This window comes from Nitrincola lacisaponensis (genome assembly GCF_000691225.1).
GTDB lineage: Bacteria > Pseudomonadota > Gammaproteobacteria > Pseudomonadales > Balneatricaceae > Nitrincola > Nitrincola lacisaponensis.
Window position 1 is genome coordinate 769127 of the sequence record NZ_JMSZ01000016.1, and the last position, 12453, is coordinate 781579.

Genomic DNA, 12453 nt, shown 5'->3' on the forward strand with positions numbered 1-12453 from the left:
GCGCAGAATCTGCCGAGATCGTATCTCCTTTTGCAGCCGGATGATCTTATCCGTATCTGAGTACGTTTAAAGTCTGTGGCGGTAATGGTATATTTGCCGGTCTTGTCTGTTGTTACAGGGTAAAGGGATGGGTCTCGAGAAAACGGTTGTCGAGGGTGAAACACTGCCTTTGGACGATATTATCGTTGAAATACGCAATATGACTTTTTCGCGTGGGTCGCGACTGATTTTTGATGATGTCAGTCTGAAAATACCGCGTGGCAAAGTGACGGCGATCATGGGTCCATCGGGCACAGGTAAAACCACTCTGCTGAAATTGATAGGTGGGCAGTTGCTGCCGGACTCAGGCCAGATTTTACTGGAAGGGCAGAATATCCCCACGCTGAGTCGTCGTGATCTGTTTATCGTGCGTGAACGCATGGGCATGCTGTTTCAGAGCGGTGCGCTGTTTACGGATATGAATGTATTTGACAATGTGGCGTTTCCGATACGGGTGCATACTGAGCTGCCTGAAGAGATGATTCGCGACATCGTGTTGATGAAACTGCAGGCTGTGGGCTTGCGTGGTGCGGTATCTCTGATGCCCAGCGAACTGTCAGGTGGTATGGCCCGACGTGTAGCTCTGGCTCGCGCCATTTCCCTGGACCCGGATATTGTCATGTATGATGAACCCTTTACCGGGCAGGATCCGATAGCGATGGGCGTGCTGGTTAACTTGATTAAACGCCTGAATGAGGCGCTGGGGCATACCTCAATTATTGTGTCGCATGATATTCAGGAAACGCTGTCGATTGCGGATTACATCTATGTCCTGTCCGATGGAAAAATTATTGCACAGGGAACACCTGCTGCACTGAAACAGCAGGATTCGGCACAAGTCCGGCAGTTTGTTGAAGGGCTGCCGGATGGACCGGTACCGTTTCATTATCCGGCACCGGATCTGCACGAACAATTGATGGCAGGAGGGGTTTTCAGGTGATGCTGGACCGTATACAGCGACTGGGCCATAAAACACTGTCCAAATGTGCGGCAGTAGGGCGTTCCGGGCAAATTTTATTTCATTCCGTGGTTGCGCGACCTGCACCGGTGATGATGCTGCCACTGCTGGTGCGGCAGATTTATTTTATCGGTGTTCTGTCGCTGGTGATCATAGTGGTTTCGGGTGCGTTTATCGGCATGGTGCTGGGCCTGCAAGGCTATACCATTCTGGTGGACTATGGTTCCGAGCAGGCCGTGGGCCAGATGGTGGCATTAAGCCTGTTGCGTGAGTTAGCGCCAGTTGTGACGGCACTGTTGTTTGCAGGCCGGGCCGGTTCTGCCTTGACGGCTGAAATCGGACTGATGAAAGCGACTGAGCAGCTTGCAAGTCTTGAGATGATCGGGGTAGACCCCTATCGTCGCATTATTGCACCACGCCTCTATGCCGGATTTATCTGTATGCCGCTACTGTCAATGATCTTTGCAGTTGTCGGTATCTGGGGTGCTGCACTGGTCGCTGTTGACTGGCTGGGCATCTACAGTGGCGCCTATTGGGCCAATATGCAGCAGGCTGTGGACTTTCAGGGTGACGTCATGAATGGACTGATCAAGGCAGTCGTATTCGGGTTTGTTGTCACCTGGATAGCCGTGTATCAGGGATATGATTGTATTCCCACTTCCGAAGGGATCAGTCAGGCCACCACGCGCACCGTTGTGTATGCGTCTTTGGCTGTGCTGGGACTTGACTTTGTGCTTACCGCTTTGATGTTTGGAGACTTGTAAAATGCGTATCCGTACCGTTGAAATCAGCGTCGGTTTGTTCATGTTGTTGGGATTTGCGGCGTTGATCGTTCTGGCATTGAATGTCAGTGGCTTAAACCTGACGCCTAAATCGGGTGGTTATAAACTCTATGCCAGTTTCGAGAATATTGGTGGATTAACTCCCCGTGCCAAAGTGTCCATGTCAGGTGTACAGATTGGAGAAGTCCGCAGTATTCGCCTGGATCCACAAATGCTGATGGCTGAAGTCGAAATGGAAATTTTTGCCGATGTCGATTTTATCAGCACTGACAGCTCAGCGATGATTTTGACATCCGGGCTGTTGGGGCAGCAGTATATTGGTATCATCCCGGGCGGTGATATGGACGTACTCTCGGACGGCGATTTTATTTTTAATACCCAGTCAGCGCTTGTTCTAGAGGATCTGGTGGGTAAATTCCTTATGAATCAGGTTAGTGAGTAAATACGATGAAGAAGTTGCATACAGCCGGTTGGGTGTTCCTGCTTTCAATGCTGATGTCATTGAAAGCCTTGGCCGTTGAGCCTGAATGGGAAGCAGCCCGAAAAGTTGTGGAGGAAACCACGGAAAAAGTGATTGAGCTGATGGAAGATCGCTCTTTGCTTCAGGATGAGAACCGTGCAAGGCTGCAAGCTGAGGTGGAATCGCTGGTGTCTCCGGTCATCGATTTTTATGGTTTTGGTCGTGGTGTTATGGGACGCTTTGCCCGCTCTGCAACAGAAGAAGAGCTGCAACGCTTTGCTGATGTGCTGAAAACCACCTTGATTCGCACTTATTCTCTCGCCGTGAGTGAATTTGCTGTGCGCGAATACAACATTACTCCTCCACGGGCTCCTAGCCCTCAGCCGGATATGCAGGTTGTGAATGTTCAGCTGACCTCAACGGCAGGTAAAACCTATAATATTTTGTATTACATGCGCAATATCGATGGAAACTGGATGTTGGTGAACGTTGCGGTAGAAGGGATTAACCTGCGTCTGACGTTCCAGAACCAGTTTGCCGATATGTATCAGCGTTCGCGCAGTGTTTCAGCCGTTATTGATAACTGGGAAGAGCGCGTTGCCAGCACGATTGCTGAGGTAGTTGAAGATGTCGAAGGCTGAGGCCCCTGTGACTGAAATTGCAGTTGAAGGCGATCTGCTGTTCTCAACCGTAGTCGCGAAGCGCGATGCTTTGTTGAAGCAGCTTCAGTCACTCCAGGGTATCTGTCGATTGAATTTCGCAGCAGTGGATCGAGTGGATAGCTCAGCCCTGTCTTTGTGGTTGTGTTGCCTGCGCTACGCACAGAAGCGGGGGTTAACGCTCGAAATCATTAACCCGCCCGATGATCTGCGTTCCATTGCACAGTTGGTCGGCGTAGACGAACAACTGCACTGAATTTCCTGCACGAGCCTGCCTGAGAACATCCGGCAGGCTTGTTTCTGTAAATAGTCATGTTTTCCGGAGAACGTATGCAAGCTGAAGAAGTCAAACAGGTGATCGAGAAACAGCTCGAAGGCAGCCAGGTCATTACAGCTGGAGAGGGCTGCAACTTTGAAATTACTGTGATCAGCGATGCGTTTGCAGGTCTGATGCCGGTGAAAAAACAGCAGCTGGTATATGCCTGTCTGAATGAGCATATTGCCAGTGGTGCGATTCATGCTGTGACTTTGAAAACCTACACCCCGGAACAATGGGCCGCCCTGAACTGATAGCCCCCTCCTGATGGACAGATGAATGGATAAATTACTGATACAAGGTGGCGCTTGCCTGAATGGTGACGTGTGGATTTCCGGCGCCAAGAATGCAGCCCTGCCAATACTGGCCTCAACGCTGCTGGCTTCTGAGCCAGTGACCATCTCCAATTTGCCGCATTTGCATGATATTACCACCATGCTGGAGCTGATGCGCCGCCTGGGGGTTGAGCTGACATTGCATGAGTCCCTCTGTGTCGAGATCGACGCTACACAGATCAATTCGGTGGTGGCACCTTATGATCTGGTCAAGACCATGAGAGCGTCTATTCTGGTATTGGGGCCACTGCTGGCACGCTTTGGCAAGGCAGAAGTGTCGCTGCCAGGCGGTTGTGCAATTGGCAGTCGGCCCGTGGATCTGCACCTCAAAGGGTTAGAGGCGATGGGTGCGACGATCGAAGTGGATCAGGGTTATATCCGTGCAACCTGTGATGGGCGCCTGAAAGGGGGAACGGTGTTTTTTGATACCGTCACCGTGACGGGTACTGAAAACATCATGATGGCTGCAGCCCTGGCTGAGGGGGAAACCCTGATTGAGAATGCGGCGCGTGAGCCTGAAGTGGTGGATTTGGCTAACTGCCTGAACGCCATGGGAGCCGATATTCGTGGAGCCGGTACCGATATGATTACGGTTCGGGGAGTAGAGCGGTTACATGGCTGTCGTTATCCAGTGATGGCGGACCGTATTGAGACAGGTACGTTTCTGGTTGCTGCGGCAGCTACAGGTGGACGGGTCAGAACCCGCAATACCCGACCCGATACACTTGATTCCGTATTGAAAAAGCTGCGCGAAGCAGGTGCCGATATCACCACTGGTGAGGACTGGATAGAGCTGGACATGCAGGGGCGTCGACCCAAGGCGGTTGATCTGACAACGGCACCTTATCCCGCCTTTCCCACCGATATGCAGGCGCAGTTTGCGGCGATGAATGCCGTGGCGATAGGTGTTGGTATTATCAAGGAAACCATTTTTGAAAACCGTTTCATGCACATGCAGGAAATGCGTCGAATGGGAGCTGATATTACCATTGATGGCAACACGGCTGTGGTTGAAGGGGTTGCCCGACTGAAGGGTGCGCCGGTGATGGCGACTGACTTGCGTGCATCGGCCAGTCTGGTGATTGCTGCGCTGGTAGCAGATGGTGAAACCCTGATTGATCGTATTTACCACATAGATCGTGGTTATGAATGTATTGAAGAGAAATTCCAGGCGCTGGGTGCCACGATTCGCAGGGTAACAGGCAAGGAGGCCCGTGCATGACACAGCAATTGACAATTGCCTTGTCGAAAGGGCGTATCCTGACGGAAACGCTGCCGCTGCTGGCGGCCGCTGATATCCTGCCTGCCGAGGACATTTTCAGTAGCCGTAAGCTTATTTTTGATACCAACCATGACAATATCAAACTGCTGGTGATTCGTGCTACCGACGTACCAACCTATGTGGAATATGGTGGTGCGGACATGGGTGTGGCAGGCAAGGATGTACTGATGGAGCATGGGGGGCAGGGCTTGTATGAACCGCTCGACCTGGAAATATCTCGCTGTCGACTGATGGTGGCAGGCTTGAAAGGTGCTGCTCCGGTTGATGGGCGTCTGCGTGTTGCCAGCAAGTTTGTGAATATTACCCGTGAGTATTATGCCCGTCTTGGCGCCCAGGTTGATATCATCAAGCTGTATGGTGCGATGGAGTTGGCACCGATTATGGGATTAGCTGATCGTATCGTGGATATTGTCGATACAGGGAATACCCTGCGGGCTAATGGATTGGAGCCTCTGGAGCATATTGCCGATATCAGTTCACGGCTGGTGGTTGGCCAGCCCTCGATGAAAATGAAGTATGAGCTGATTCAGCCGATCCTTGAACAGATGCAGGCGGCTGTCATCGCTAAACGAGAGGTTTGATATGTCTATTGAAATCACCCGCCTGGTGGCGGGGCAGGCAGATTTTGATGCCCGGCTGGATGCTTTGTTGGCCTGGGAAAGTGTTTCCGATAAACAGGTCAATCAGATAGTTGATGAAGTTATCGCCAGAGTGCGTGCCGAGGGTGATGCAGCGCTGGTGGAATACACCAACCGCTTTGATCGTATGCGCGCGAGCCATATGACTGAGCTGGAAATGGGCCAGTCGCGCCTGTTGGCTGCACTGGAAAACCTGCCCGCTGATCAGCGTCTGGCGCTGGAAACGGCTGCAACACGTATTGCTGCCTATCATGAACGGCAGAAAAGTGAATCCTGGCGTTATACCGAAGCGGATGGCACTGTATTGGGCCAGCAGGTCACTCCCATGGATCGCGTGGGTATCTATGTGCCCGGTGGCAAGGCCGCTTATCCGTCGTCTGTACTGATGAATGCGATTCCGGCAAAGGTAGCGGGTGTACAAGAGATTATCATGGTTGTTCCCACACCGGATGGTGTGGTCAATGAACTGGTATTGGCCGCTGCCGCATTGGCCGGTGTTGATCGTGTCTTTACACTGGGTGGTGCTCAGGCCGTTGCCGCTTTGGCCTATGGCACTGAAACGGTTCCGCGAGTCGATAAGATTGTCGGTCCGGGTAATATTTTTGTGGCCACGGCCAAGCGCGCGGTATTTGGTGCGGTCGGCATCGATATGATTGCCGGACCATCCGAGATACTGATTATCTGCGATGGTCAGACGGATCCTGACTGGATTGCCATGGATCTGTTCTCTCAGGCTGAGCATGATGAAGATGCGCAGTCTATTCTGATCTGCCCCGATGCAGACTACATTGATCAGGTACAGGCCAGCATTGAAAAGCTGCTGCCGACCATGGAGCGTGAGACGATTATTCGTACTTCACTGAAGAATCGTGCCATTCTCATCGAAGTTGCCGATCTTCAGGCGGCAGCTGCCTTGAGTAACCGCATTGCACCCGAACATCTGGAGCTGTCTGTGGCTGATCCCGAAGCCTTGTTGCCGAGCATTCGTCATGCAGGTGCGATATTCATGGGGCGCTATACGGCAGAGTCCTTGGGTGACTATTGTGCAGGGCCAAATCATGTATTGCCAACCTCAGGTACAGCACGCTTTTCATCACCGCTGGGTGTGTACGACTTCCAGAAGCGTTCTTCGCTGATCATGTTCTCGGCTGAAGGGGCTTCGGAGATGGGCAAAGTCGCTTCTGTGCTGGCTCGGGGTGAAAGCCTGACTGCGCATGCACGTTCTGCTGAGTACCGTATCCTGCCTGACTGATCGGAGGAAGGTCCGGCCTGCCGCTGTATTCAGCGAGCAGGCTGGGCCCGCTCTGACATCTCGGCAAGCAGGGACAGCTTGCGATCATTACGTAACACCTCAAAACGCACGGTTTCACCCGGCTTGGTGCGGGCAATCCGTCGCATCAGATCGCGTCCGGTGGTAATCGTTTCTGAATTGATTGCCAGTAGAATGTCGCCGGGCTCCAGACCTGCTCTATGTGCCGGTCCGTTACGGACAATCCCTGAAACAATCACGCCATGGCTGGATTCGAGATTAAATGACTCGGCCAGTTGAGGCGTCAGCTCCTGAACCTCGATGCCCAGCCAGCCACGAATAACGCGTCCGTGTTCTATCAGATCCTGCATCACCTGACGGGCAGTGATGGCCGGAATGGCAAAGCCGATACCGTGTGAACCACCTGACTGGGAAAAAATGGCAGTGTTGATGCCGACAAGATGTCCATTCGGATCAATCAGTGCACCTCCGGAGTTACCCGGATTGATGGCTGCATCGGTTTGAATGAAATTTTCATAGGTGGTGAGGCCGATGCTGTTGCGCCCCGTCGCACTGACGATCCCCTGGGTGACTGTCTGGCCTACGCCGAAGGGGTTGCCGATAGCCAGTACCACATCTCCGACCCGTAGCACATCACTGGTGTTCAGAATGATACTGGGCAGGTTTGGCAAACCAATCTTGAGCAGTGCCAGGTCTGTTTCCGGGTCACTACCAATCACCTCGGCTAGAGCCTCGCGGCCATCCTGAAGTGATACAACAATGCTGTCTGCGCCGCTGATAACGTGATTATTGGTCACGACATAGCCTTGCGGGCTGAGAATGACACCTGAACCCAGACTTGACTGTATGCGCTCTTGTTGCGGCAGCCGGTCAATATTAAAGAACTGTTGGAACAGCGGATCACTCAACAAGGGATTAGCCGGCTGGCGCACGACGGTTTGCGTATAGATATTGACGACGGCGGGTGATGCCCGATCCACGGCATCAGCATACGACAGGCGCATAGGTACCGCCCGTTCCTGTTGAGCAGGTTGAGTCTGGGTTTCCAGTATTTCGACAGTAGTGATGCGTTGCATCGCCGAGGGATCGAAGAAAAACTGAATTATCAGTAAGGCTGCCAGAATACCGGTGGTGACCGGCCAGGACAGGAGTTTAAATTTACCCATACATCCGTTTCGTTTAGAGTGATGCGCTATTATACGTATCTGTGATGAAAATTGGGAATTGTGCCATGAACTATAATAGTGTCGAGTTAAAGGCGCTGGTGGAATACTGTGATCAAACGCTGAATTCAGCGGCTTTTCGGGATTATTGTCCAAACGGCCTGCAGGTACAGGGGCGACCACAGGTACAGAAAATCATGACCGGTGTGACGGCATGTCAGGCGTTGCTGGATGAAGCGGTAGCCTGGGGGGCTGATCTGGTTTTGGTACATCATGGCTATTTCTGGAAAGGGGAGTCGCCGGTGCTGACCGGTATCAAATATCGGCGAATCCGTACCCTGCTACTCAATGATATCAGCCTGCTGGCGTATCACTTGCCGCTCGATGCTCACCCGGTTCTGGGGAATAATGCCCGCCTGGGTATGCGTCTGGGCCTGGAAACTGAAGACAGTATGGAGCCAGGAAACCCTCAGGGGCTTGGAAATATTGGACGCCTGTCTGAGCCCTGTTCATTGAAGGCATTCAGCCAGCGCATTCAGCAGTTACTGGATCGTGAGCCTCAGGTCATTGCGGGTGGCTCGCATAAGGTCAGCAAGGTCGCCTGGTGTACAGGGGCAGCAGAGCGTTATATTGAAACGGCATTGGCCATGGGCGCGGATACCTATATCAGTGGTGAAATCTCTGAGCCTGTCGTACATATTGCGCGCGAGGCGGGTATTCACTATATCGGTGCGGGGCATCATGCGACTGAGCGTTATGGTGTGCAGGCTTTGGGTGAGCATCTGGCGCGCCACTTTGGACTGGAGCACCGTTTTGCAGAGATTGCCAATCCGGTTTGACCGGATTGGCAGAGGACGTTATTTCTGGCCGGGTTTCTCGGTTTCGTCGTCATTCAGGCCCGGGTCCGGTTGTGGTGGCTTATTCAGGTCGCTATCAGTGGACTTTTTCAAGCCGTAGCGATCTGACAGGGTGCCTTCATCATCCGGCTTTTTCGGTGCCCAGTCTTTCGGTGCTTCCGGTGTTGGCTCGGCTTCTTCCTTGGCCTTCACAGGTTGCGTCGCGCTGTTTTGTGTCGCTTCCAGTTTGGGTTGCAAGGACGACTGCAAGGCGCGACCGGGTGTCTGGTCCGGGCACAGATTTTGAGCGCCGGTTGCCAGGTGCTGGTGCACTTTGCGGTATTGCTCGGTCAGTTCGTTAACCAGGTTCGCTGTTTGTTCAAAGTGGCTGGTCACTTCCTGTTTGTAACGGTCCATTTCTGCTCGTGAACCCTTCAGTTCATCTTCGAGTATGCGGCGACGTGTTTCATTACCACCGGATTTACCCATCAGATAACCGATCAGTACACCGACTGCCAGTGCGACTACTGCAATAATCCAGATCGTTTCCTGTTCCACTTGAAGCGTCCTCTTTTCACCTGTTTTCGTTGAGAGTATCCCGTTTCGGTGTGTGCTGTAAAACCCACCCTTGGTCTTAGAGCGTTTCCTGCGGAGAAGGTTGCCAATGAATTTCCTGACCACCCTGCTCGCGAGCCAGTGTCCGGGCAACCACAAACAGCAGATCAGACAGGCGATTCAAATAACTGGCTCCCATTGGATTAATGGTTTCCTGTTCCAGTCCACCCAGTGAGACCATGCGCCGCTCCGCACGCCGACATACTGAACGCGCCAGATGTGCAGTAGCTGCTGCCTTGCTGCCGCCGGGCAGAATGAATTCCTTTAAGGGTGGCAGTGCGGTGTTCAACTCATCCAGGTGTTTTTCCAGTAGCGTCACTTTGTCGAGCGTGATGACCGTGTACCCCGGATCGGCAATAGCCAGCTCGCCTCCCAGGTCAAACAGATCGTTCTGCAAGCGCGACAGGAGTGCTGTTAGCGGATGTGGCGGATCGAGTTCGGCGATCAGCAGCCCAATCAGACTGTTCAGCTCGTCTACATCCCCAAGGGTTTCAATGCGTGGGTGAGATTTTGGGATACGCTTGCCGTTGGCAAGCCCTGTCGTTCCTTTATCTCCACTGCGAGTGTAGATACGATCAAGTCTGTCTGACATCTGAGTTCGCCTTTTAAAACATTTGATTTTATTGAAGCATAGTGGGTGGTGTTAGGCAATCAGCTTGCTTAACGGAACGTGCCTGTCAGGTCGATCGAGGTTCCCCTTGCCTCTGACACGCCATAAGCACATCCCTGTGGGCTTTGCAGAGGTCAGAGGCAAGTCAAACCACTATCGCCTTTTAAAAGCGATAAGTCAGGCTGGTTTCGAAGTAGCGTCCCGGGGTGTTGTAGCCAATCGCCTGCTCATAATCCTTATCGAACAGGTTGTCGATTTTGGCACGTAATGTCCAGTCAGGCGACAGGTGCCAGTGGGCGCGTGTATGTGCTAACACATAACCACCCATTTCAAGAGAATCCCAGGCTGAGTTAGCCCTTTTGCCCTGTCCTTCCACTGTAAAACCGGCTCCCCAGTGGGTGACCTGATAATCCAGATCAATACGTCCGGACTCTCTGGCTCTGCGAGGGAGCAGCTCATTGTTGCTTCTGTCTTTAGGATTCTGCAGGGTGAGAGAGGTGGACAGGTGCCAGTTCAGATAGGTATAGCGAGCGGATAGCTCCGCACCTCGGATACGCGCTTCATCCAGATTGTAATTTACCCAGAAGTCATCCAGCACGATCAGGTTATCAATTTCATTCTGGAACAGGCGTACTTCTGTTTGGAGCGCTGTGCCAGGCTGGTAACGCCAGTAAAGCTCGTAGTTCGTCGATTTTTCAGGTTGAAGATTCGGGTTGGCTCCCCAACTGGCAGGGCCATAAAGCTCCATCAGGTTGGGCGCGCGGTAGCCTTGAGAGATGCTGGCACCCAGGTTGTGCTGATTGCTAACCTGCCAATCCAGTCCCAGATTTCCGGTGGTCTGGTTGCCGAAAAACTCATCATCATCGTGGCGTAAACCGGCTGACAGCGTCCAGTCATCAGTCAACTGATATTGGGTTTGCGCAAAGATGCCGAAAATATCTCGTCGATCCTGTGTGAAGCCTGTCCCTTTCAAAATCCGCTCTTTTTGCGCATCAAATCCGGAGACCAGATTGAAGGAGTCTGTGGTGAGTGTCGCCTTGATCCCGAGCTGATCACGCTGCGTTTGCGTTCGGCCATTGGCTTCACCTTCAAAAAAGTCTTTGCGGTCCTCATCCATCCTTTGTAACAGCGTATCAATCTGCCAGGCTTCGGTGAGCTGATGTGTCCATCCCAGGCTCAGTGTTTGCAGTGTGAACTCTTCCTTGCACGCGTCAGATGTATTCCATGAGGCGTCAGAGCAGTTGTCATACTGGTTATCACCCTGGCTACGCAAATAGCCTGCTGACAGGGTATTACGCTCGTTCAGGTCGTGCTCAAGCTGTAAGCGAAGACCGTAGTGCTCATAGCCGTCCTTTTCACCTGATGTATCAGCAGGTCTGGCATTGAAACCATCGGTTTCACGATAGTTCAGTGCTGAGGTAAAACGTGTTGCTTCACTGGCTGCTGCGTAACTGGCATCGATCAGACGGGTGTTCTGATTGCCGGCACCGACACGAATCTCTCCCTGGTTGGTAGATGCAGTCGCTTGACGGGTGATGATATTCACAACCCCGCCTATGGCATCGGCACCCCAGACACTGGATTGAGGACCACGTACAATTTCTATACGTTCAATTTGGCTAACCGGTAAAAACTGCCAGCTGGCGCGACCATCGGTTGGGCTGTTGATTTTCACTCCATCAATCAGTACCAGCGTGTGGTTGGAGTTGGTGCCGCGCATAAACAGGCTGGTGACTGAACCCGCGCCGCCATTGCTGGCAAATTCAACGCCAGCTGTGCCGCGCAGCAGTTGCGCTACTGAATCTGGTTGCAGGCGTTCGATATCGGCACGGGTGATCACTGTCGTGGCTGCCAGGGATTCAGCGAGTGGTTGTTCCATGCGTAAAGGGGTGGTCACAGTGACTTGCAAGGGATCCAGCTGTACCGGGTTGGCCAGCAGTGGTGTACTGATTGCGGTCAGTGCCGATATCAGCAGGGGGTATTTAAATCGGGAGTGTTTCAAGGTTGTATCCTCATACGCTAATTCAGGGCGTGATGAGGGAGGGAAAGCCAAAGGAACAGGACTGTCTGAACAGCAGACAGGTCTGTATGTTTGACCGGGTGAAGCCCTCCGCAACACCAACAGTGATCCCACTCAGGCCGGTATCCGGGCTTGATGCGGCGCATTGCGCGATTCACCGCGCCTTCCCGTACTTGAAAGTACAGTGGCATCAGCGGTGACAACATCTTACCGTTGCGGGGGCAGCACAGGTCTTTCACCTGTTTCCCGTTTAACCCTGTGCATGGCACAAGGCACCTGAGTGTAGAAGTTCGATAAAGCTGAAATTTTGGCTTTGTGTCTTCGTCACGAAGTTTGATGTAACGAAAACTCTAAGCACAAAACCCCAAGATTCTACCTGATTCTAACGAAAATCGTCATCTATTTTTAAAAAAGTCTGGATACACTTTGACAGAGAGAGTATCTGACTGATTGTTGACGATTAACTTTTG

General features: G+C 52.5%; 14 protein-coding genes and 1 riboswitch. Of the genes, 10 read left to right on the top strand and 4 right to left on the bottom strand.

The annotated features are described in order from the left end of the window. Positions 1-127 precede the first annotated feature (127 nt). The 9 genes from ADINL_RS06885 to hisD all read left to right on the top strand — a co-directional run bounded on the left by ADINL_RS06885 (position 128) and on the right by hisD (position 6721). Positions 128-979, top strand: coding sequence for an ATP-binding cassette domain-containing protein (locus ADINL_RS06885; RefSeq protein ID WP_051632615.1), 852 nt, complete (start codon positions 128-130; stop codon positions 977-979). Beyond that, positions 979-1761, top strand: a complete 783-nt coding sequence (mlaE, locus tag ADINL_RS06890; RefSeq protein WP_036545198.1) for a lipid asymmetry maintenance ABC transporter permease subunit MlaE — start codon at positions 979-981, stop codon at positions 1759-1761. Before ADINL_RS06885 ends, mlaE begins: the two co-directional genes overlap by 1 nt. Before the next feature lies 1 nt (position 1762). Beyond that, entirely contained in the window at positions 1763-2221 is a 459-nt protein-coding gene (mlaD, locus tag ADINL_RS06895) for an outer membrane lipid asymmetry maintenance protein MlaD (RefSeq protein ID WP_036545200.1), read from the top strand. A gap of 5 nt (positions 2222-2226) precedes the next feature. Further along, entirely contained in the window at positions 2227-2880 is a 654-nt protein-coding gene (locus ADINL_RS06900; protein WP_051632616.1) for an MlaC/ttg2D family ABC transporter substrate-binding protein, read from the top strand. Further along, positions 2867-3154 carry an STAS domain-containing protein gene (locus ADINL_RS06905; protein ID WP_036545202.1) on the top strand — a complete coding sequence of 96 codons (288 nt, stop codon included), beginning with the start codon at positions 2867-2869 and terminating at the stop codon, positions 3152-3154. Before ADINL_RS06900 ends, ADINL_RS06905 begins: the two co-directional genes overlap by 14 nt. Before the next feature lie 74 nt (positions 3155-3228). Further along, positions 3229-3468 carry a BolA family protein gene (locus ADINL_RS06910; protein WP_036545204.1) on the top strand — a complete coding sequence of 80 codons (240 nt, stop codon included), beginning with the start codon at positions 3229-3231 and terminating at the stop codon, positions 3466-3468. 25 nt (positions 3469-3493) lie between these two features. Beyond that, entirely contained in the window at positions 3494-4771 is a 1278-nt protein-coding gene (gene murA, locus ADINL_RS06915) for a UDP-N-acetylglucosamine 1-carboxyvinyltransferase (protein ID WP_036545206.1), read from the top strand. Next, positions 4768-5412 (top strand): ATP phosphoribosyltransferase, encoded by a 645-nt coding sequence (gene hisG / locus ADINL_RS06920; RefSeq protein ID WP_036545208.1) that lies wholly within the window; start codon positions 4768-4770, stop codon positions 5410-5412. Before murA ends, hisG begins: the two co-directional genes overlap by 4 nt. A gap of 1 nt (position 5413) precedes the next feature. After that, a complete protein-coding gene (gene hisD / locus ADINL_RS06925) occupies positions 5414-6721 on the top strand; it encodes a histidinol dehydrogenase (RefSeq protein WP_036545210.1) in 1308 nt (435 codons plus the stop codon). A 29-nt stretch (positions 6722-6750) separates the two neighbouring features. Here the strand turns inward: hisD and ADINL_RS06930 are convergent, their stop codons facing one another. Then, the gene (locus tag ADINL_RS06930; protein ID WP_036545213.1) at positions 6751-7905 is read right to left on the bottom strand and encodes a trypsin-like peptidase domain-containing protein; all 1155 of its coding nucleotides are present in this window, start codon (positions 7903-7905) and stop codon (positions 6751-6753) included. A 65-nt stretch (positions 7906-7970) separates the two neighbouring features. On the opposite strand from ADINL_RS06930, the gene ADINL_RS06935 reads away from it, so the two are divergent. Further along, positions 7971-8741 (top strand): Nif3-like dinuclear metal center hexameric protein, encoded by a 771-nt coding sequence (locus ADINL_RS06935; protein WP_036545215.1) that lies wholly within the window; start codon positions 7971-7973, stop codon positions 8739-8741. Between the two features lie 18 nt (positions 8742-8759). On the opposite strand, the gene ADINL_RS06940 is transcribed toward ADINL_RS06935, so the two are convergent. The 3 genes from ADINL_RS06940 to ADINL_RS06950 form a co-directional block, all read right to left on the bottom strand. Further along, positions 8760-9296, bottom strand: coding sequence for a Z-ring associated ZapG family protein (locus ADINL_RS06940; RefSeq protein ID WP_036545217.1), 537 nt, complete (start codon positions 9294-9296; stop codon positions 8760-8762). A 76-nt stretch (positions 9297-9372) separates the two neighbouring features. After that, a complete protein-coding gene (locus ADINL_RS06945; RefSeq protein ID WP_036545221.1) occupies positions 9373-9945 on the bottom strand; it encodes a cob(I)yrinic acid a,c-diamide adenosyltransferase in 573 nt (190 codons plus the stop codon). A gap of 181 nt (positions 9946-10126) precedes the next feature. Further along, positions 10127-11965: a TonB-dependent receptor domain-containing protein gene (locus tag ADINL_RS06950; protein WP_036545223.1), complete on the bottom strand. Its 1839-nt coding sequence runs from the start codon at positions 11963-11965 to the stop codon at positions 10127-10129. A 118-nt stretch (positions 11966-12083) separates the two neighbouring features. After that, positions 12084-12278, bottom strand: a riboswitch (cobalamin riboswitch). Between the last annotated feature and the right edge of the window lie 175 nt (positions 12279-12453).